This is a genomic window from Sphingomonas sp. YR710 (assembly GCF_900101455.1).
GTDB lineage: Bacteria > Pseudomonadota > Alphaproteobacteria > Sphingomonadales > Sphingomonadaceae > Rhizorhabdus.
Map to the genome: position 1 here is coordinate 296,927 of NZ_FMZJ01000001.1, position 21,035 is coordinate 317,961.

The following is a 21,035-nucleotide window of genomic DNA, read 5'->3' on the forward strand; positions in this document are numbered from 1 at the left end:
CGAACTGTTGTATTTCGTCGACGAAACGAGTTTTGGAGGTTGGGGATGCGCTTTTCGATCCCCTCGTTGACGGGGAAATCGTTATTCGGAAAACTAAAGTAATTGCCTAACTATCGATTTCGAGATAGTTAGGTGCATGCTTAACGAATCGCCCGGCCTCGATCGCCTCTTCCATGCTTTGGCCGATCCCGCCCGCCGCGCGATGGTCGAACGGTTGAGTCGCGGCCCGGCACCGGTCAGCGAGCTGGCCCGGCCGCTGCCGATGTCGCTGCCTTCGGCGATGCAGCATCTCGCGGTGCTCGAGGCGGCGGGGCTGGTGCGTTCGGAAAAGGTCGGCCGTGTGCGGACCTGTACGATCGAAGCCGGCGCGCTCAGCCAGGCCGAACAATGGATCGATGCGCGCCGACAGGAATGGGAACGCCGGCTCGATCGCCTCGACATCTATTTGAAGACCCTGGAATCGGAAGGAGACGATCATGATGCGATCGCATGAAGACCCGGATATGCCCGCTTTCGTTCAGCCGCAGCCGCTGCAGATCACCCGCTCCCTCCACGCCCGGCGCGAGACGGTGTTCAGTGCATGGGGCTCGGCCGACCATGTCAGCCAGTGGTTTGCGCCCTTGCCGTACACCGTGCCCGCGGCGACGGTCGATCTGCGCGTCGGCGGCAGGTTCGATGTCTGCATGCGCTCGCCCGGAGGCGTCGAGCACTGGACCCGCGGAACCTTCGTCGAGCTGATTCCGAACAGCCGGCTCGTGATCAACGCGCATGTCAGCGATGCGGCCGGTCGCAAGCTGTTCCGGGCCTATACCGAGGTCGACTTTTCCGATGGATTCCCCGGTACCCGGCTCGATGTGACGCAGACCTATGTCGTGTTCGATCCGGACGTGGCCGCACCGATGATCGATGGCGCGCAGGCGGGTTGGAACAGCGCGCTGGACCAGCTGCAGGAATGTGTCATGCGCATGAGTGGCGCGATCGGAATCGAAGTGCGCTCGGTCGTCCACGCGACCTTCCACTTGGAGCGCAGCTATGATTCGCCGGTTGCCCGCGTCTGGAAAGCGCTTACCGATAACGCCGCCAAGCAGAAATGGTTCGGCGGCGGGCCCGGCGCATTGGATGTGCTCGAACGCGAGATGGACGTCCGCCCGGGTGGGCGTGAGCGCCTGAAAGGGCGTTGGCCGAACGGCGTGGTCTCCGATTTCGATGCCATCTATCACGATGTCATCCCCAACGAACGGCTGGTGTACAGCTACCTCATGCACATCGACGACAAGAAGATCTCCGCCTCGCTTGCTACCGTGCAGTTGAAGGCCGAGAGCGGGAAAACCCGGCTGGCGATCACCGAACAGGGCGCCTTTCTCGATGGCTATGACGACGCCGGTTCGCGCGAACATGGCACGGGCATGCTTCTCGATCTGCTGGGGGCGTCGCTGGCAGATTGATCGCTCGCCTGACGGCCGAAGGACCGCCCCATGCAGAGTGGATCGGACGAACGTCGTCCTCAGGCAGGCCCGGTTATTCGATGCCTGCGAATGCGTGAGATCTGGAACGGTGATGAAGGGGGACCGGAGGTTTTGTCGCCGTTCCTGCATCATTCCGTGAACGGCGGCCTCGCGACCAACTTCCGCCGTAGCACGGCGTCGCGAGCGATTATGCGGCTTCTGCCGATGCCGCCTTAAAGACTGACGGGATTTGAAGGCGGCCATTGGCACCTTTGCGACACTCAAGGTGTCGGGCCAGCCGTTGCGCTGTTCCGTTCCCAAGCCTTGCTCATTGCCGATTGCTCTATATACGACGGTATATATCGATTCGGTGATCGCGCAAACGCGGCAAGTGGGGGAATTCATGCGTTCATATCTTGGCGCGATGCTGACGAGCGTCGCCATGCTGGCTTTTTGTGTGCCTTCGGTGGCGATTGCAGCGGCGGCCGACAGCGCCGCCGTGGATGATGCGGCGGCGGTTCAGGCTTCTGACGATAAGGGGGGGGCATTGATCATCGTCACCGCTCGTCGCCGCGCGGAAGATGCGCAATCGGTGCCCGCGGCGCTGTCGGTGGTCCGTGCGGACCTGCTGAACCGATCCTATACAGTCAACACCGGCCAGCTCAGCCAGCTGGTACCCAGCCTCAATTACAGCTCGGCCAATCCCCGCAATACGGCTTTCACCATCCGCGGCCTTGGCAGCAGCGTCGTTGCGGTCAGCCAGGCCAACGACGGGCTCGAGCCCGGCGTCGGCTTCTACGTCGATCAAGTCTATCATGCGCGCCCGGCTACAGCCGCCTTCGACTTCACCGACATCGATCAGATCGAGGTGTTGCGCGGCCCGCAGGGCACGCTGTTCGGCAAGAACAGTACGGCGGGCGCAATCAACGTCACCACCCGGCTGCCCAGCTTCACGCCCGAGGCACGTGAGGAATTGTCCTTTGGCAGCGATCGTTTCGTGCAGGTGAAGGCGTCGGCTTCGGGCCCGATCACCGATACGCTGGCGTTCCGCCTGTCGGGCCTCTCCACCCGGCGCGACGGCGTGATCCATAATGTCAGGACCGGCCGCGACCAGAACACGCTGGGCAATCAGGCGATACGCGGCCAGCTGCTGTTCAAGCCGTCCGATGCCTTCCAGCTCCGCCTGATCGCCGACTTCGCTAATTTCGAAAGCGAGTGCTGCACGCAGGTCTATGTACGGGTCGCCCCCACCCTCAAGACGACCGCGCGGCAATATGCGGCCCTGGCGGCGAATGTGCCCGGCGGTGCCTATACGCCGCCCAGTTTCAATCCTTATGATCGGTTGACCGACATCGACGCCGATCTTGGCGTGAAGACCAATGAGGGCGGCGTTTCGGCGATCGCCGACTGGAATCTGGGGCGCGCGACCCTGACGTCGGTCAGCGCGTGGCGCTTCTGGAACTGGGATGCGGCCAACGACCGCGACTATACCGGCATCCCGATCCAGCTGACCCAGCACATCCCGTCGCGGCAGGACCAGTATAGCCAGGAACTGCGCCTCGCCTCGAACGGAGACGGACCGATCAGCTATGTCGGGGGCCTCTATTTCTTCCGCCAGAAGATCACCGGCCGGCCGATCTCGATCTACGGCCCGCTCGCGACCTACTGGCTGCTAGGCGGTCCTTCGGCCGCACTTCCCGGCAATCTGCTCGACGGGTACGGGACGGACGGCCATACCGACTTCCGTTCGGACAGCTACGCCGTGTTCGGCGAGGTCAATTGGCGGCCGCTCGACGGGCTGACCGTGACCGGCGGCCTGCGCTACACCTATGAGGAGAAGGAAGGGACGTACGACACCTTCACCTTTGGCGGCCCCGCGACCGTCACCACCGTCCAGCGCAACAGCCAGCTGTCGATCCTGCGCGGCCAGACATATGCCGCGCGCGACAAGGACGGAGATCTTACCGGGCGCGCCAACGTCTCCTACGTCTTCACGAAGGGGGTGCTCGGCTATGCGAGCTATGCGCGCGGATCGAAATCAGGCGGCATCAACATGTCGGGGCTTCCGCTCGACAATGCCAATCTGCCCGCGCTCAACACGGCGGTGGTGAAGCCGGAGAAGAATACGGCCTATGAGATCGGACTGAAGACGGCGCTGTTCGATCGCCGGCTGATCTTCAATGTCGACGCTTATTACACCACGGTGCGCGATTTCCAGACCAACGTCACCGATACGGGCGCGGCGGTGGCGCTGCGTACCTATCTGGCGAACATCCCCAAGGTGCGGGTGAAGGGCGTCGAGGCCGATGCGACCGCGCAGATCACGCGCGAGTTCCAGTTGCGCGGATCGGTCGCTTATGCCGACGGGAAATATGTTTCCTATCCCAACGGTCCCTGCCCGATCGAACTGATCGGTTCAGGTACGGCTGCATGCAATCTCAGTGGCCGGGCGCTTTCGGGGCTGCCGAAATGGTCGGTCACCCTGGGCGCCGATTATGCCCATCCGATCGGTGGGTTCGGTGTTGACGCGGCGATCCTCCTCCATGTTGATTCCAGTTCGCGCAGCAAAGTCTTCGGCGATCCGACCGCGTCTGCCTACACGATCATCAAGGGCTATACGGTGGTGAACGGCAGCATCGGGCTGCGCCTCAACAAGGCAATCGAAGTGGCGTTGTTCGCGCGCAACCTGTTCGACAAGGACTTTATCCAGAACCTGACGATCCAGGCGGGCAATTCGGGCCTGATCGTCGGCACGCCCAGCGATCCACGCGTGATCGGCGTGACATTACGAGCGAGGCAGTGAAGCGAGCCGACCGGCGCCTCTAACGGACAGGGTTGGCTTCGGCCGATGCAGAAAGTGGTTGCCGCGGTGACGGTGCTTGATCACCAGTGACCGGAGTACCGACGGAAGAGGTCGCCCAATGCAAGTAATGCTCGAACGCGAAGGTCATCTCGCGATCATAACCCTGAACGCACCCGAGCGGTTGAATGCGATCGACGCCGAGATGGGCCAGGAGCTCGATGAGGCGCTGGTGGAGGCGGGGACAGACGATACGGTTCGGGCAATCCTGTTGACCGGGGCCGGTAACGGGTTCTGCGCGGGCGCCAGCATGGAGCGGATCGAGGAAGTGACGGCCGGCGGCGGTGCGAAACGCGGGTCTTCGATCGATCTTGGCGCGGCTTTCCCGGAGGTCGAGCCGGCTTTATGCCGGCGCTACACCTTGCCGCTCGCGATTTCCAAGCCGGTCGTTGCCGCGGTCAACGGCGCCTGCGCCGGCGCGGGGCTGTCGCTGGCGCTGGCCTGCGACGTTCGATTGGGATCGAGCAAGGCGCGCTTCATCGCCAGCTTCGCAAAAATGGGTCTGGCCGCGGAACAGGCGATTGCGTTCCTTCTGCCGCGTATCGTCGGGATGGGTTTTGCCTCCGACATGCTGCTCTCGGCGCGTACCATCGCAGGAGAAGAAGCGGTTCGCGTCGGCCTCGTCTCGCAACTCTGTGACGCCGATGCTTTCCCGGCATTCGCGCGCGATTATGCCCGCACGCTTGCCGATCATCGTTCGCCGCGCTCGATGGCCGCGATCAAGCGCCAGCTCCGCCTCGGGCTGGCCGCGACGCTGGGCCAGTCGGTCGACGATGCCGCGGCCTTGACCACCGAATCCTTCAGTTGGGGGGACCTGACCGAAGGCGTGGCGGCCTTCCGCGAACGCCGGGAGCCGAAATTCATCTAGGCTCCGGCGGCAATCTCGCTCGCTCGTGGCGTTATCGACAGGCGAAAGCTCTGCGATCCAAACGCAAGCAGCGTCCCGTCTTCCGCGTAGAGCGTCGCCGTGCCGTGGCCCACGCCGTTGGCCACGCCGACGATATGATATTCCGCGAGCACCCATTCGGTGGGGACCAGCCGTATGAAGCGCACGAGATTATCCATGCTGCGCCCGCCGGAGCGGACGCCCAGCGCGTTGGTGGTGCAGGCCGGAAGAAAATCGGCGATAATCGCAAGCGTCGGGCGGTCGATCGTCCCCGAAAAGGGCCGAAACCAAACCAACACTTTCCCGTCGGTGGTACGAGGATCGTGCGAAAATTTGCCGAAACGCCCGCGCGCCTGCCGTGCTTCGAAACGCCCATGAACATCTTCGTCCGCGTTGCGGTGGGCAGCGACCGGTTGCGAGGCATTCGGCCCGGGTATCCCGTCCAGGCTGGACCATGATCTGTCGTCGGCGAGCGGGATGGCGATGCCGGTCGCGCCAAGAGCTTCCATCACGGTGTTGCCGCCCACCTGCGAATGCAATGTAAACTGGGCCGAAGAGCGGCCTTTGAGCACCGATTTTTGTGCGACTTCCAGTGTTTGCCCGACTTTCGCGACGGAATGGAACTGGGCGGAGACCCAGAGCGCGGACTGCCCCGACAGCGCTTCCATCGCCATGATCGCGGCGGCGGTTCCAACGCCGCCGAACAAGTGGCGATCGTCCCGGGCCCCCGTACAGAGCGGGGCGTCGAGGAAAAGGCTGAAACGGCCTTCGCCCGTGCATTGGAGGTTCAACGACGAGGACTGGGAGTTGGGCTTCGACAAGGGAGTGCGATCCTTTTGCGGGCATATGCTGCCACGCATCAAGCATATCCAACCGTCCGCCAAAAGGGAGAAGCAGGCATTCAGGCATGCTCGCGGACATGGTTAGAGGATGCCATCGGCTGGAAAATCGACAGGCACGGCCTGGCATCGACCCATATCGCGCGTTGCTTGCCCCGTTTCACGCCATGGTCGGAGAATTGCCGCAGTCCGATCCAAGCGACCGGCCATTGCGGCCCCGTAAGACGGATTGAACGGCTCGTCCCACGATAACGCAAATCCCCGTGCTATTACCTACGTCGCGGCTACGCGCGCTCGGCTATCAACGACGTCTCATCCCAAGAGGACCGCCATGACGATCGCTGCGACCGGGATTGCGTCCGATCCACCCCTGAGCGGCCTTTCATCGGCCGAAGCGCTGGCCCTGCTCGCGGCCGAGGGGCCGAACGAACTGCCCCGGGCCGATCGGCGCTCGTCGCTGCGCATTGCCGGTGAAGTTCTGCGTGAACCGATGCTCGCGCTGCTGCTCGTCGGCGGGATTGCCTATCTGCTGCTCGGTAGCCTTGCCGAGGCGCTGATCCTGCTCGCCTTCGCGACTTTTTCGATCGTCGTGACCGTGATCCAGGAAAGCCGCACCGAACATGTGCTCGAGGCGCTGCGCGATCTTTCCGCGCCGCGCGCGCTGGTGATCCGCGACGGTGCGCGGATCCGCGTTGCCGGGCGCGAGGTCGTGCGCGGCGATCTGCTGGTGCTCGAGCAGGGCGATCGGGTCGCGGCCGATGCGTCGCTGCTGACCGCCGACGATCTGCAAGCGGACGAATCGCTGCTGACCGGCGAATCGCTGGCGGTGCGCAAATGCGTCCGCGCCGATGATGCGATGCCGGCTGAGCGGCGGCCTGGCGGCGAGGATCAGCCGATCGTCTATTCCGGATCGCTGGTCACGCGTGGCACCGGGCTGGCGCGGGTGATCGCCACGGGCGCACAGAGCGAGATCGGGCGGATCGGCCAGTCGCTGGCCACGCTCGATCCCGAGCCGCCACGGCTTCGGCAGGAGACCGCCCGGATCGTTCGGCTGTGCGGGATCGGCGGTGGCGCCGTGGCGCTGCTGGTCGTGTTGCTGTTCGGCATGTTGCGGGGCGGATGGCTTGACGCGGTGCTGGCCGGCATCGCGATCGGCATGTCGATGCTACCGGAGGAGTTTCCGGTGGTGCTGACGATCTTCCTCGCGATGGGGGCGTGGCGCATTGCGCAGGCGGGTGTGCTCACGCGCCGTGCGGCGGCGATCGAGACGCTCGGATCGGCGACGGTCCTGTGTACCGACAAGACCGGCACGCTCACCGAAAATCGCATGGCGGTGGCCGAGCTCTGGCTGGCCTCGGGCGAGAGCGCGACCATCACCGCCGATGGCGATCTTGCCGCACCGTTCCAGCCATTGATAGAAACGAGCATTCTGGCGAGCGCGCCGGTCCCGGTCGATCCGATGGAGATCGCGTTTCATGGTGCGGGGCGGCTCATCCCGGCGGTGGACGCCGGCCGTCTTAAGCCGACGCTGGTCCATGCTTATGGCCTGCGCCCCGAATTGCTGGCGATGTCCAACATCTGGCAGCCCGCCGAAGGGGCGGGGGCCTGCACCGTTGCCGCCAAGGGCGCGCCAGAAGCGATCGCGGCGCTGTGCCACCTTCCGGCCGGGGAGATCGAACGGCTGACGGCGGCGGTCGATGCGATGGCGGAAAAGGGCATGCGCGTGCTCGGCGTCGCGACGGCGGCGGTGGCGGCCGGCGCGGCATGGCCAGACGGCCAGCACGATCATGATTTCTCGCTCGTCGGGCTGATCGGGCTGGCCGATCCCCTGCGCGCGAGCGTGCCCGCCGCAGTTGCCGAATGCCGTGCCGCGGGCATCAGGGTGGTGATGATCACTGGCGACTATGCGGCCACCGCCCGCTCGATCGCGGCGCAGGCCGGCATAATCGATGGCGACGTGCTGACCGGCCCCGATCTGGCCGCGCTCGACGATACCCAGCTCGCCGAACGCCTCAAGACCGTCACCGTCTTCGCGCGGATCATGCCCGAGCAGAAATTGCGGATCGTCGCGGCGTTCAAGGCCGATGGCGAAATCGTCGCGATGACCGGCGACGGGGTCAATGATGCGCCGTCGCTCAAGGCTGCGCATATCGGCATCGCGATGGGCAAGCGCGGTACCGATGTCGCGCGCGAGGCGGCGGCGATCGTGTTGCTCGATGACGATTTCGGCTCGATCGTGAAGGCGGTGCGGCTTGGCCGCCGGATCTACGACAATATCCGCAAGGCGATGGCGTTCATCTTCGCGGTGCATGTCCCGATCGCGGGGTTGGCGTTGTTGCCGCTCGTGCTCGGGCTGCCGATCCTGTTCGGCCCGATCCATATCGCCCTGCTCGAAATGGTGATCGACCCGGTCTGCGCGCTCGTGTTTGAAGCCGAACGTGACGAGGGCGATCTTATGCGGCGCAAGCCAAGGCCACCTCAGGCCCGGCTCTTTTCGCTGCCCATGATCGGGTGGAGCATATTTCAGGGCGGCCTTGCCTTCGTGACGGTTGGTGGCTTGTTCGTGATCGCCAGCCACCGCGGGATGCCGGAGCCGGAGATCCGCGCCTTGACTTTCTTCGCGCTGATCGCGGCGATCCTCGCGCTGATCCTCGTCAATCGCTCGTTCAGTACCTCGATTGCGCAGGCGCTCGGTCGGCAAAACCGCGCGCTGACCTGGGTGTTCGGGGCGATCCTGACGATATCGGCGTTGATTCTGCTGGTCTCGCCCATCCAGATACTGCTTCATTTCGAACAGGTGCGATGGATCGATCTTGCGGTGGCGGGCGGAGCAGGCGGCCTGTTGCTGGTGTTGCTCGAGACGTTGAAGGCGCTGGTCGGGCCGGCACTGCGCCGGGATGCGGCCTTGAATGTGGCGTCCGATCCGTGAAGATTGGCGACAGAAGCGATGACGGGCGATCCCTCGCGCCGTCACAACCTGTCGGGACGTATCCGTGCGCCGCATCCAAGACCCTGCTTTCCTGATCTTCGTTCTTGCCGTGTCCGCAGCCTTTGCGTGGATCGTACTGCCGTTGTTCGGCGCGATTCTCTGGAGCGTGGTCGCCGCGATCCTGTTTGCGCCACTCAACGATCGCCTGCTGCGCGCAATGCCACGGCGACGCAATCTTGCCGCCCTTCTGACCCTGCTGGTGATCATCACCGTGGTCGTGCTGCCGGCCTTGTTCCTGGCGGCGCTGCTGCTGCAGGAAGCGACCAACGTCTATGCCCGGATCCAGAGTGGCGCGATCGATCCCGCCACATTTTTCGTCCGGTTCCAGGCACATCTGCCACACTGGCTGACCGGATTGATGGAGCGTTCGGGGCTGAGCGACTTTGCGGCAGTGCAGGCGAAACTGAGCGCGGGGATTGCGGCCCGGTTCCAATCACTGACCGCGCAGGCCTTCAGTCTCGGCCAGAGCGCCTTCGGGTTCGTGGTGGCGCTCGGCGTGATGCTCTATGTGACCTTCTTCCTGCTGCGCGACGGCAAGACGCTTTCGGCACGGATCGAACAGGCCGTCCCGCTTCAAGCCGATCGGCGCACCGCGCTCTTCGATCAGTTCATCACCGTCGTTCGTGCGACGATCAAAGGCAGTCTTGTGGTGGCGGCGGTTCAGGGCGTGATCGGCGGGATCATATTCTGGGCGCTGGGCATCCATGCGGCATTGCTGTGGGGCGTGGCGATGGGCTTCCTGTCGCTGTTCCCGGCGATCGGGACGGGGCTGATCTGGGTGCCCGTCGCCATTTACCTGCTGGTGACTGGCGCGCTGTGGCAGGGGATCGTGCTGATCCTGTGCGGGCTGTTCGTGATCGGCATGGTCGACAACATATTGCGCCCGATCCTCGTCGGTCGCGATGCGCGGATGCCCGACTATGTCGTGCTGATATCGACATTGGGCGGGCTCGAGGTGCTCGGTTTCAACGGCCTCGTGATCGGCCCGGTCATCGCCGCGCTCTTCCTTGCCAGCTGGAAGATACTGGCGAAACAGCCGCGATGACCTGAAGCGACTTCGAACCGGATGGCATCGTCCGGTGACTCGGAAATCGCGTTAAATCCATGGCCTGGGGCGGTCGAGCCGATGCAATCGAAGCGGACTTCGATCCAGGCTACGGCGCCACTCAAACACCGACCCGGTCGAGCGCCAGCGTCATCGTTACGACAAGCCCTTGCGTGCGCCACTCGCGGTCGACCGTGCCGCGAAACTGGCCGCGCACGGTCCGTTCGGCCAGCGTCGTGCCAAAGCCGGTCTGGTTCGGAGCCCCGTCGATGGGTGGGCCACCGGTTTCAACCCACGACAGGAACAATCTGTCGCCATCGGCCTGCCACCGGATCGCGACATGCCCGTCCTTTTGAGAAAGCGCACCATATTTGGCCGCGTTGGTCGCCAGTTCGTGAATCACCAGGGCGATACCGTTGCTCGCATGATCACCGCAATCGATCGGCAATCCTTTGATGGAGAAGCGCGAAGCGACATCGCCTTCAGCCGGATCATGTGCCTTCACGATGGCCTGGATCAGCTCCGAAAGATCGGTCGCCGAACTTGCCGCACCGATGTCGCTGACCTTGCGGCGCACCAGCGAATGGGCGTTGGCAAGGGCATGGAGCCGGCCGGACAAGGCCTGCGCCATATCGGCCGGCGTCTGGGCGCTACGGGCGCTGATCCGGATCATCCCGTCCGCCATGGCAAAGATATTCTTGAGGCGGTGGCTCATCTCCTTGGCGACGATTTCCTGTTGTTCGAGGGCTTGGCGGAGGCGAGCCTCATTTTGTGCCATCCGCAGCGCGATGCCGACGAAGCCTGCCAGTTCGCCGATCATCCGGGCATCGCCGCTGTCGAAATGGCCATCCTCTTCGGAGACCACCCACAAGGTGCCGAGCGGCGCGCCGCCGATATAAAGAGGGACAAGCAACACTTCGGGGACGACGATCCCGGCATCGCTGATCCATTCATAGACGCGTTCGGGATAGGCTGCGAGCGTCGGGCCATTGCAATCGAGCGTCACCCCGCAGGGACTATGTTTGCGCGGCGTCTGGGCATGTTCGAACCGGGCGAGGCTGCCGCGCAGATGGCGCCACTCGAAGACGTCGGGCGCAGTCTCTTCGTCATAGAGGCTTAATCCCGCCGCGATTGCATCGGTCATCGTCATGGCGAGGTCGACGAAATGGGGCAGCACATCAGCCGGATTGTTCGCCATCCGCGCCGCGAGGGCCTGAAGCGCGAGCCGCTCGCCACGTTCGTCGGCGCGGCGCGGCGGCCGCGACATCAGGGTGCTGGTAATGAACACATCTGCCGCCGCCGGCCGAGTAGTTGAATGCAAAATGCCGCTCATCGCACGACATTACGCACGTTCAATAAAGATGGAAACCAGATATTATTCGAACAAATAGCATCATTACTTGGAACTTTTTTGAGTTTCGGCTTTAGCCATGGCCAGCTTTACGATCAGTCTGCCGCAATCGGTTGCAGCGGCAGCGCGGGGATGCGGCCTCGGCCATAAGTGCGGTGGTGCGAAACGGGATAGGGCAGGCCCTTGCGGCTGGCGCGATCGAGTTTCGCCATATCAACATCGCTCAGCGACCAGGTTGCGGCGGCAAGGTTGTCCTTGAGCTGGTCGATCCTGTGCGCGCCGATCAGGACGGAGCTGACGCCTGGCTGGCGGCGCACGAAGTTCAGCGCGACCTGTGAAAGGCTTGCGCCGGGATAGCCGGCGGCGACCTCTTCCAGCGTCTGCAGGACATTGCGGGCATCGTCATTGTCCCAATATTTGACTTGGCCGACCGAGCCGAGCCGCGTCACCTCCGCTACGTCGTTGCGGAACTTACCGGACAGATAGCCTTGCGCGAGCGGGCTCCAGATCAGCGCGCCTACGCCCTGATCGACACCGGCGGGCAGCATCTCGAATTCGGCATCGCGCTTGAGCAGCGAATATTGGATCTGCTGGCTGACAAAGGGTGTGAAATTGCGCCTTTCGGCTATCCCAGCCGCCTTGGCGAGGTGCCAGGCCGCCCAGTTCGAATGGCCGATATAGCGGACCTTGCCCGCGCGCACGAGATCGTCGAGCGTACGCAATATCTCGTCCATCGGTGTCAGCGCGTCGAAATTGTGGACCTGATAGAGATCGATATAGTCGGTGCCCAGCCGCTCGAGGCTGGCATCGAAGGCATCCATCAGATGCTTGCGCGAAAGGCCCTGGCCATTGGGCCCAGGCGCTACCTTGCCGAACGCCTTGGTCGCGATCAGCACATCCTGGCGACGCCCTTTGAGCACATCGCCCAATATCTCTTCGGAACGCCCGTCCGAATAGACGTCGGCGGTGTCGAACAGGTTGACGCCGGCATCGAGACAAAGATCGACCATGACGCGCGCATCGTCGCGCTGGACGTCGCCGGACATGCCGCCGCCAAAGGTCATCGTGCCGAAGGACAAGGCGGAAACATAAAGGCCGCTGCGGCCAAGAAGGCGATATTCCATATGATCCTCTCGAAATCCATTCATCAGCGCAACAAGGCGTCAGCCGAAGTAGGCGCCGCGCCGCGATTTCGTGCCCGGCCTTTCCGAAGCTGATCCGGCGCCGAAAACGAAAAGGTGCGGAATTCTCGAGCCGACACTGTCGGTGATCAGAACGATTGGCAACGATGCCTTCGTCATGGGCGCATAGCGGATTATCCATGACGCCGCCGATAATAGATTGCGTCGAGCGGCAATGCGGGAAAATCGTCCGCTGCGAAAGAAATCGGTGGCAGCAGGAGGAAGGAGGCGGGTAGCAAAAACGCACAGCGCCTCCGCTACCCGCTTCCTGTCGTGTCAGCAGTTGTTCTTCGACTTGGTATTTTCCTTGTCGAGGTGCCGGCCGAGCAGGGCTCCGCCGAGGCCACCGGCCACGGTGCCCAGCGTGCCGCCGCCCAACGCGTTTCCGATCACCGCGCCGCCGACGCCGCCGGCCACGGTACCCACCGCGCCATTTCCGCCGCCACAGCGATGGCGATAATCGCCGCCCTGGTTACGATAAACCCGATCATGTCGGTAATCATCCGAATCGCGCCTGTAGCCATCCGAACTCTGGGCGATTCCAGGCGCGGGCAGGAGGATCGGGCCGGTAATCAGGGCAACCAGGGCGCCCATCGCTAGCTTGCTTCTCATCTCGCTCTCCTTTGTGATGCGGCCCTAACGCGCAGAGGCCGGGCCGGTTGCGGCCGGAGCGATTTCGTTGATGGGACATGTCTGCTGGTTGGCGCTCGCCGTTGGCTGGCAGAGCGCGCGATCGATCCGGTTGAAACACCGCGCCGGCGAAAAGGCGCAGCCGTCATTCCGGCGCTATTGGCTGAACTCGGATGAACAGTCCGTGGGAATTGGTGGAGCCGTGGGGGATCGAACCCCAGACCTCTGCAATGCCATCGCAGCGCTCTCCCAGCTGAGCTACGGCCCCGAACCTATTCGGCTGCCGGGTGGGACCGGCAGCGAGGGCCGCGCTTTAGGTCAGGGCGCGGCAGCCTGCAAGAGTGCTTTTGTCGATCTTGCTGTTTTTTTCCTGCCCGGCAATCGGCGGAGCGCCGCGCCGGGCAGCAAATATCAATTGTCGTCGTCGTCGCCGGTCGTCGCCACGCCGATATCGTCGTCGCCGCCCAGATCGACATCGTCGTCCGGATTCTGCTCGGCATCCTCGTCGATGTCCAGATCGTCGTCGGACAGGTCGGTATCGGCGACCTTGTCGATCTCCAGATCCTTCTTCGGTGCGTCGAATGGCAGCGGCTGCTTCGACTTGAGAATCGGATCGGGCTCCCAGGCCGCACCGCATTCGATGCAGGTGACGGGGTTATCCTTTTCGAGGTCGTAAAAGCGTGTGCCGCATTTCGGGCAGGTCCGCTTGGTGCCCCATTCAGGTTTCACCACGGTGATAATCTCCAGAAAACAAGTGAAAGGTCGTGGGCCGGCCGGATGACCGGAACACGAAACGCCGCGCGCCTTGCCATAGCGTGGCGCCGCTGTCAAAAGCCGCGCCCGATGCACATATCTTCTCCCCGACCTCTGGCGTTCACCGCGCCCGCCGCGCTGAGCGGTACGGCTACCGTCCCCGGCGACAAGTCGATCTCGCACCGGTCGCTGATGCTGTCGGCGCTGGCCGTCGGCGAGTCCGTCGTCGAGGGGCTGCTCGAGGGCGAGGATGTGCTGGCTACCGCTGCCGCGATGCGGGCGATGGGCGCCGATATCCAGCGCGCCGCCGACGGCCGCTGGCGAATATATGGCGTCGGCGTCGGCGGGCTGCTGCAGCCGCAGGCGGCGCTGGACATGGGCAATTCGGGCACGTCGACCCGGCTGCTGATGGGGCTGGTCGCCAGCCACGCGATCACTGCGGCTTTCACCGGCGATGCTTCGCTGTCGCGCCGGCCGATGAACCGCGTGATCGAACCGCTCAGCCTGATGGGCGCGGAGTTCACCTCGAGTCCCGGCGGGCGCCTGCCGCTGATGCTGCGCGGGATCGCGCCGGCGGTGCCGATCGAATATCGGCTGCCGGTGGCGTCGGCGCAGGTCAAGTCGGCGATATTGCTGGCAGGGCTCAACACGCCGGGCATCACCCGCGTGATCGAACCGGTGCCGACCCGCGATCATAGCGAACGCATGCTGTCCGGTTTCGGCGCCGATCTGGCGGTCGAACTCGATGGCACGACGCGGGTCATCTCGATTCGTGGCGAGGCCGAACTCAGGCCGCAGAATATCGTCGTGCCCGGCGATCCGTCCTCGGCGGCCTTCCCGGTGGTGGCCGGATTGCTCGTGCCCGGATCGGCGATCACCATCACCAATGTCGGGCTCAATCCCACGCGAGCCGCCTTGTTCGATGTGCTGCGGATGATGGGCGGTGACATCGAGTTCGCGAACGCCCGCACGGTCGGCGGCGAGCCGGTTGCCGATCTCGTCGTCCGCGCCTCGGCGATGAAAGGCATCGAGGTGCCGATCGAATGCGTGCCGAGCATGGTCGACGAATTCCCGATCCTGTTCGTCGCCGCCGCGCTCGCCGAAGGCCGCACTATCGCGCGCGGGCTGGAGGAGTTGCGAGTCAAGGAATCGGACCGGCTGGCCACGATGGCCGAGGGGCTCCGCGCGATCGGCGCGCGCGTCGAAGAGCTTGAGGACGGCCTGATCATCGACGGCACCGGCGGCGCGCCGCTGGCCGGCGGCGCGACGATCGCCACGAAACTCGACCACCGCATCGCGATGAGCTTTGCGGTCGCCGGGCTAGTATCGAAAGCGCGGGTCGAGATTGACGATATGACCCCGGTTGCGACAAGCTTTCCGGGATTCGTCGAATTGATGACGGGATTGGGGGGCGACATTTCATGATCATTGCCGTCGATGGACCGGCTGCATCCGGCAAGGGCACGATCGCCAAGGCGCTCGCGCGCCATTATAGCCTGCCGCATCTCGATACCGGCTTGTTGTACCGCGCGGTCGCAGTATCGGTGATGCATGCCGGCGGGGATCCGGCCGATGCCGAGGACGCCTTGCTCGGCTGCAACTTCGCGGCGGCATTGCTCGACGATCCTGCGCTCAAGACCGAGGCGGCGGGCAAGGCGGCGTCATTGGTATCGGCGCACCCGCAGGTGCGCGAGGCACTGCTCGAGCGGCAGCGCGATTTCGCGACCCAGACGGGCGGTGCGGTGCTCGACGGCCGGGACATCGGCACGGTGATTGCGCCCGATGCCGACGCCAAATTGTTCGTGACCGCATCGTCCCGGGTTCGTGCCGAGCGGCGCTTTCGTGAGATGCAGTCGATGGGGCAGGATGTGGGCTTTGACGCCATCCTTGCCGATATACTCGCGCGGGACGAGCGCGATTCGGGCCGAGCCGCGGCGCCGTTGCGGCAGGCGGAGGATGCGGACTTGCTGGACACCAGCGAACTGGGTATAGACGCGGCCGTCCAGCGGGCGATTGCGCTCGTGGAAGCCCAGGTGGCAGACCGCTAAACATAGCGATCGCCGGCATGGCGTGTCAGAGATCCGGCGTTTGCCGGTGATTTGGCGCGCTTATCGTGTTTTGAACCAGGCTGTCCGCGATTCGATCATCCAATGGATGCTGCGCGGGCATGGGGTTCGCGGGGCATTCTGGCCTTAAGACCTCCGGAACCAACCGGATGGCCGGAAAAACCGTTAGAAAGAGACACTGTGTCTATGGCCACTATGGCAAATCCAACCCGCGAAGATTTCGCGGCCCTCCTGAATCAGACCCTCGGCGGCGAAAACGAAGGCTTCGAAGGCCGCGTCGTGAAGGGCACCGTTACCGCAATCGAAAATGACATGGCCGTGATCGACGTCGGACTGAAGTCCGAAGGTCGCGTCGCGCTGCGCGAATTCGCTGCCCCCGGCCAGAAGGCCGATCTCAAGGTTGGCGACGAAGTCGAAGTCTATGTCGATCGCGTTGAAAATGTTCATGGCGAAGCGATGCTCAGCCGCGACCGCGCCCGTCGCGAAGCCGCCTGGGACAAGCTCGAAGCCGAATTCGGCCAGTCCACCCGCGTCGAAGGCGTGATCTTCGGCCGCGTGAAGGGCGGCTTCACCGTCGACCTCAACGGCGCCGTGGCCTTCCTCCCCGGCTCGCAGGTCGATATCCGCCCCGTGCGCGATGTCACCCCGCTGATGGATATCCCGCAGCCGTTCCAGATCCTCAAGATGGATCGCCGCCGCGGCAACATCGTCGTCTCGCGTCGCGCCGTTCTCGAAGAAACCCGCGCCGAGCAGCGTTCGGGCCTGATCCAGTCGCTCGCCGAAGGCCAGGTGATCGAGGGTGTCGTCAAGAACATCACCGATTACGGCGCGTTCGTCGATCTCGGCGGCATCGATGGCCTGCTGCACGTCACCGATCTCAGCTACAAGCGCGTTGGCCATCCGAACGAGATGATCAACATCGGCGATGTCGTGAAGGTGCAGATCATCCGCATCAACAAGGACACGCAGCGCATCTCGCTCGGCATGAAGCAGCTCGAGAGCGATCCGTGGGAAGGCGCCGCGGTCAAATATCCGATCGGTGGCAAATTCTCGGGCCGCGTCACGAACATCACCGAATATGGTGCGTTCGTCGAGCTCGAAGCCGGCATCGAGGGCCTCGTCCATGTTTCCGAAATGTCCTGGACCAAGAAGAACGTCCATCCGGGCAAGATCGTCTCCACTTCGCAGGAAGTCGATGTGGTCATCCTCGAGGTCGACGCTGACAAGCGTCGCATCTCGCTGGGCCTCAAGCAGGCGATCAACAATCCGTGGGATTCGTTCGCCGAACAGCATCCGATCGGTTCGACCGTCGAGGGCGAAGTCAAGAACGCCACCGAATTCGGCCTGTTCATCGGGCTCGATGGCGATGTCGACGGCATGGTCCACATGTCGGATATCGCCTGGGGCGTGACCGGCGAAGAAGCGCTGGCGCTGCATCACAAGGGTGAGACCGTCAAGGCGATCGTGCTCGATATCGACGCCGAGAAAGAGCGTATCTCGCTCGGCATCAAGCAGCTCGAGCGTGGCGGCGTTTCGTCGGCTCCGGCTGGCGGCGAAGGCGCGGGCCCGAAGGTCAACAAGAACGCTGTCGTCACGGTCACCGTCATGGCGGTTACCGACGGCGGGCTCGACGTGCAGGTTGGCGACGACGGCGCGATCGGCTTCATCAAGCGCAACGACCTCGGCCGCGACCGCGACGAGCAGCGTCCGGAGCGTTTCCAGGTCGGCCAGAAGTTTGACGCGATGGTGACGGGCTTCGATCGTTCGAAGAAGCCGACCTTCTCGATCAAGGCGATGCAGATCGCCGAAGAGAAGCAGGCTGTCGCGCAGTACGGTTCGTCCGATTCGGGCGCATCGCTCGGCGACATCCTGGGCGAAGCGCTCAAGGCTCGCCAGAACAGCTGATCGTTCATTCGATCCGAATATGAAGAGGGCGCGGAGGGAAGCTTCCGCGCCTTTTTTCATGGGGCGCAGCTGGCCGCCCGCCGCTCCCGTCGTTCGGCCATATACCGCGACCATCGCGCCCGCAGTAGAGCCGGCCGTTCGCCATGCCGTTCGTCGAGGAAATCGGCGGCCAGCACGCGATCGGCGCGGAAGCTGCGAAAATCGGTTCTGAGTTCGCACCAGCCGAACAGCATGCGCACCATATCGAGATAGCCGACGGCGACTGGCCAGATCACGCGCGCGCTGATCGCGCCCTGCTCGTCGCGATAATCGATCCGGATTTTCCGGCCCGCGCGGATCCAGGTGCGCGTCTGCGCGATGTCGATTCCGTCGGGTGGCATCGGTTTGGCGGGCGGCGTTGCGGCAGTGGGCTCGGCGATGAAAGGGTGGAGGTGCGCAGGGATGACGGCATCGATCTTGGCTATCAGATCGCGCGCAGCCTTCGCCAGCGCCGGATCGCCGCGCGCTGCAACCCAAAGTGCGCCCAGCACCGCCGCTTCGATCTCGTCGGGCGTTAGCATCAGCGGCGGCATGTCGAAGCCTTTGTCGAGCACATAGCCGAAGCCCGCGGCGCCGGTGATCGGCACGCGCTGCCCGATCAGATCGGCGATGTCGCGATAGACGGTGCGCTGCGAAGCCTCCAGCTCGGCGCCGATCGCGGCGGCCGTCACCGGTGCGCCGCTTCGTCGCAATATCTGCACGATCTGAAATAATCGGTCGGCGCGTCTCATGATTCAGGGATATCCACCTCCTGCTGCCATCATGCTGTCAGCAGGAGGTGGATACAAGCATCGCCAGGCCCGGATCGCCCGGGCTGATGTCGACGCCTTTCAAGGAGCGCAAGCCATGATTACCCTGTTTCACGCCCCCCAATCGCGGTCGTCGCGGATGATCTGGCTGCTCGAGGAACTGGGCGCACCCTATGCGATCCAGCCCGTTTCGATCTTCCGCCCGATGATGGGGACAGGTTCGCCCGATCCGATCAATCCGCATCCTGACAAGCAGGTGCCGGCGATACTCGATGGCGATACGCTGGTCGCTGAATCGGTGGCGATCGTCCTGTATCTCACCGATGCATTTCCGTTAGCCGGGCTGGGCCGCGTGGTGGGGGATCCACGGCGCGGCGATTACCTAACCTGGCTCGCCTGGTATGCGGCGGCGCTGGAGCCCGCGATGTTCGCGAGCATGGGTCAGGAACTCGAAGCCGCGCCGATGAAGCAGCGCGGCTATGATGCCGTCGTGCACCGACTTGAGAGCCGGCTGGCGGAGGCTCCCTGGCTGATGGGCGAGCATTTCTCGGGTGCCGACATTTTGGTGGGCAGCGCGCTCGGCTGGGGCCGGCCGGCCTTTCCGGCGAGCGATCTGCTCGATGCCTATGCCGCGCGATGCCGCGCGCGGCCGGCGGCGATCCGGGCCATGGCGCTGGACGATGTCGAGGGCGTTCAGCGCGCGGCTTGAGCGCGCCATAGCAGCGGCGGCCGCGCCGGATTTGCCTCCGGCGCGGCACCGTTCCTTACTTCAGGGACAGCAGATAATCCGCGACCCCCTCGGCCGCCTTCTGGTCCTTGAGGCCGGCGAACGGCATCCGCGTGCCCGGCACCGTCTTTTGCGGCTCCATGATGAAGCTCACCAGATTGGCGCGGTTCCAGGTCAGCCCCGATTTCATCATGGCGGGCGAGAAGGCAAAGCCCGGCACCGCTCCGGCCTTGGTGCCGCCGATCGCGAACAGATTGGGTCCCACGCCGTTGGGGGCGCCCTTTTCGACCTTGTGGCACACGCTACAGATGCCGAACGCCGCGGGCTTGGCGAGCGGTGCCGCCGTCGCCGCGCTGGCGGTGAGCAAGGCGCCGGCAGATATCAGAGCTGCTATCGATCGTGTAAGCATCATTTCCCTTCCGACCCGGTGGATGGCGTCGATCCTAATGGTGCGCTTCTGTCATCACAACCATGTCGGCATTCTGAACCGATTGAGTCTATTTGCGCCTAAATTCCGCGACATGATTGATTCATGCCGGTGTTCCTCGCATAGATGGTAGCAATAAGCAGAAAATCGGGCAGGTTTTTTCCGCAGGGGGTTGGTCAGTCGTGCGTGAATCCGCATTTGCGGATTTGCACGATGTCGAGGAGAAACGCAGCATGATCAGATCTGAATTGGTACAATTGCTCGCGCGTGACAATCCTGATCTTTCTCCCAAAGAAGTGGAGAAGATCGTCACGAAATTTTTCGAAGCCATCACCGAAAGACTGGCAAGCGGTGGCCGCGTTGAACTTCGCGGTTTCGGTGCTTTTTCTACACGGGCTCGTGATGCGCGGCTCGGGCGCAACCCGAGAACGGGTGATGCGGTGGATGTATCTGCAAAACGCGTTCCCTATTTTAAGCCGGGGAAGGAAATGCGGGTGCGGCTGAACGTCTGAAATATCAGGCTTTTCGCATCTTATCGATCGACGGCCGATTCGCGCTTGGCGGGTTGATGTGGGGCCGTTAAGGGACGGCCTGCAACGCTGCGGGCGTGGCGAAACTGGTAGACGCAACGGACTTGAACACGAAATCGGGTGCTCGTGCGGGAAACCGCCGATGCAGAACTGCTCAAATTCGGGGAAGCCTTTTCCTGGTAATCCCGAGCCAAGCCATGCTGCGGCATGGAAGGTGTAGAGACTAGACGGGCAGCGCCTAAATCAGGTCGGCAGGGGGAACCCGAACCGTCATGACAAGGCGAAGGGATAGTCCAGACCACGAACGACGGCGCCACATCGGCGGCATCGGCGGCGAAAGCCGTAGCTGGTACGAAAATCCGTAAGGTCGAAAGACCTGTGGGGGTTCGATTCCCCCCGCCCGCACCAATCCTTGCTAGTCTCGCGTCAGGAGACCTTGGATTCTGTAAATGTTGGCTAATCGCTGGTTGTTTACTGTTCGGCTCTGTCATGCGGAACGAAGGAGCCGTTCGAAAGGGGGCCGATATCGCGACATTTGCTCGAATCGCTGCATCACCGGGGGCCTTCGTCGCGCATATGCCGCGGATGGGCACGTTTTTTTGTTTCGCGCGAC

Annotated in this window: 18 protein-coding genes and 1 tRNA gene; 11 read left to right on the plus strand and 8 right to left on the minus strand. The window is 63.6% G+C overall.

The window, feature by feature from the left end; genetic code table 11:
- Positions 1-136: 136 nt before the first annotated feature.
- The 4 genes from BLS13_RS01440 (at position 137) to BLS13_RS01455 (ending at position 5,173) form a co-directional block, all read left to right on the plus strand.
- On the plus strand, positions 137-493 hold the full coding sequence (locus BLS13_RS01440; RefSeq protein WP_093449215.1) for an ArsR/SmtB family transcription factor: 357 nt from the start codon (positions 137-139) through the stop codon (positions 491-493).
- Positions 477-1,445 carry an SRPBCC family protein gene (locus tag BLS13_RS01445; protein WP_218123212.1) on the plus strand — a complete coding sequence of 323 codons (969 nt, stop codon included), beginning with the start codon at positions 477-479 and terminating at the stop codon, positions 1,443-1,445. The genes BLS13_RS01440 and BLS13_RS01445 overlap by 17 nt, the downstream gene beginning before the upstream one ends.
- A 403-nt stretch (positions 1,446-1,848) precedes the next feature.
- Positions 1,849-4,248 (plus strand): TonB-dependent receptor, encoded by a 2,400-nt coding sequence (locus BLS13_RS01450; RefSeq protein WP_093449514.1) that lies wholly within the window; start codon positions 1,849-1,851, stop codon positions 4,246-4,248.
- A 118-nt stretch (positions 4,249-4,366) separates the two neighbouring features.
- A complete protein-coding gene (locus tag BLS13_RS01455; RefSeq protein WP_093449218.1) occupies positions 4,367-5,173 on the plus strand; it encodes an enoyl-CoA hydratase-related protein in 807 nt (268 codons plus the stop codon).
- On the opposite strand, the gene BLS13_RS01460 is transcribed toward BLS13_RS01455, so the two are convergent.
- Entirely contained in the window at positions 5,170-6,012 is an 843-nt protein-coding gene (locus BLS13_RS01460; RefSeq protein WP_176943383.1) for a thioesterase family protein, read from the minus strand. The two genes, BLS13_RS01455 and BLS13_RS01460, sit on opposite strands and share 4 nt — an antisense overlap.
- Before the next feature lie 349 nt (positions 6,013-6,361).
- On the opposite strand from BLS13_RS01460, the gene BLS13_RS01465 reads away from it, so the two are divergent.
- Positions 6,362-8,959, plus strand: a complete 2,598-nt coding sequence (locus BLS13_RS01465; RefSeq protein WP_093449221.1) for a cation-translocating P-type ATPase — start codon at positions 6,362-6,364, stop codon at positions 8,957-8,959.
- 64 nt (positions 8,960-9,023) lie between these two features.
- A complete protein-coding gene (locus tag BLS13_RS01470) occupies positions 9,024-10,064 on the plus strand; it encodes an AI-2E family transporter (RefSeq protein ID WP_256325652.1) in 1,041 nt (346 codons plus the stop codon).
- A gap of 121 nt (positions 10,065-10,185) precedes the next feature.
- Here the strand turns inward: BLS13_RS01470 and BLS13_RS01475 are convergent, their stop codons facing one another.
- The 5 genes from BLS13_RS01475 to BLS13_RS01495 form a co-directional block, all read right to left on the minus strand.
- Positions 10,186-11,385: a sensor histidine kinase gene (locus BLS13_RS01475; protein ID WP_218123213.1), complete on the minus strand. Its 1,200-nt coding sequence runs from the start codon at positions 11,383-11,385 to the stop codon at positions 10,186-10,188.
- A 125-nt stretch (positions 11,386-11,510) separates the two neighbouring features.
- On the minus strand, positions 11,511-12,539 hold the full coding sequence (locus BLS13_RS01480; protein ID WP_093449226.1) for an aldo/keto reductase: 1,029 nt from the start codon (positions 12,537-12,539) through the stop codon (positions 11,511-11,513).
- A gap of 333 nt (positions 12,540-12,872) precedes the next feature.
- Positions 12,873-13,208: a hypothetical protein gene (locus BLS13_RS01485; protein ID WP_176943384.1), complete on the minus strand. Its 336-nt coding sequence runs from the start codon at positions 13,206-13,208 to the stop codon at positions 12,873-12,875.
- 210 nt (positions 13,209-13,418) lie between these two features.
- Positions 13,419-13,494: transfer RNA gene (locus BLS13_RS01490), tRNA-Ala, on the minus strand.
- Between the two features lie 143 nt (positions 13,495-13,637).
- A complete protein-coding gene (locus BLS13_RS01495) occupies positions 13,638-13,958 on the minus strand; it encodes a TIGR02300 family protein (protein WP_093449229.1) in 321 nt (106 codons plus the stop codon).
- A gap of 111 nt (positions 13,959-14,069) precedes the next feature.
- On the opposite strand from BLS13_RS01495, the gene aroA reads away from it, so the two are divergent.
- From aroA to rpsA, 3 genes are all read left to right on the plus strand, one after another.
- Positions 14,070-15,404, plus strand: a complete 1,335-nt coding sequence (gene aroA, locus BLS13_RS01500; protein WP_176943385.1) for a 3-phosphoshikimate 1-carboxyvinyltransferase — start codon at positions 14,070-14,072, stop codon at positions 15,402-15,404.
- Complete coding sequence (locus BLS13_RS01505) at positions 15,401-16,027, plus strand: (d)CMP kinase (RefSeq protein WP_093449232.1); 627 nt, start codon at positions 15,401-15,403, stop codon at positions 16,025-16,027. Before aroA ends, BLS13_RS01505 begins: the two co-directional genes overlap by 4 nt.
- 204 nt (positions 16,028-16,231) lie before the next feature.
- Positions 16,232-17,950 carry a 30S ribosomal protein S1 gene (gene rpsA / locus BLS13_RS01510; RefSeq protein ID WP_093449233.1) on the plus strand — a complete coding sequence of 573 codons (1,719 nt, stop codon included), beginning with the start codon at positions 16,232-16,234 and terminating at the stop codon, positions 17,948-17,950.
- A gap of 56 nt (positions 17,951-18,006) precedes the next feature.
- Here the strand turns inward: rpsA and BLS13_RS01515 are convergent, their stop codons facing one another.
- Entirely contained in the window at positions 18,007-18,720 is a 714-nt protein-coding gene (locus tag BLS13_RS01515) for a helix-turn-helix transcriptional regulator (protein ID WP_093449235.1), read from the minus strand.
- Between the two features lie 115 nt (positions 18,721-18,835).
- On the opposite strand from BLS13_RS01515, the gene BLS13_RS01520 reads away from it, so the two are divergent.
- Positions 18,836-19,447 carry a glutathione S-transferase family protein gene (locus BLS13_RS01520; RefSeq protein ID WP_093449515.1) on the plus strand — a complete coding sequence of 204 codons (612 nt, stop codon included), beginning with the start codon at positions 18,836-18,838 and terminating at the stop codon, positions 19,445-19,447.
- Between the two features lie 55 nt (positions 19,448-19,502).
- Here BLS13_RS01520 and BLS13_RS01525 read toward each other — a convergent pair whose 3' ends face one another.
- A complete protein-coding gene (locus tag BLS13_RS01525) occupies positions 19,503-19,877 on the minus strand; it encodes a c-type cytochrome (protein WP_256325653.1) in 375 nt (124 codons plus the stop codon).
- Positions 19,878-20,125: 248 nt separating this feature from the next.
- On the opposite strand from BLS13_RS01525, the gene BLS13_RS01530 reads away from it, so the two are divergent.
- Positions 20,126-20,404 (plus strand): integration host factor subunit beta, encoded by a 279-nt coding sequence (locus BLS13_RS01530; RefSeq protein ID WP_093449518.1) that lies wholly within the window; start codon positions 20,126-20,128, stop codon positions 20,402-20,404.
- Positions 20,405-21,035 lie beyond the last annotated feature (631 nt).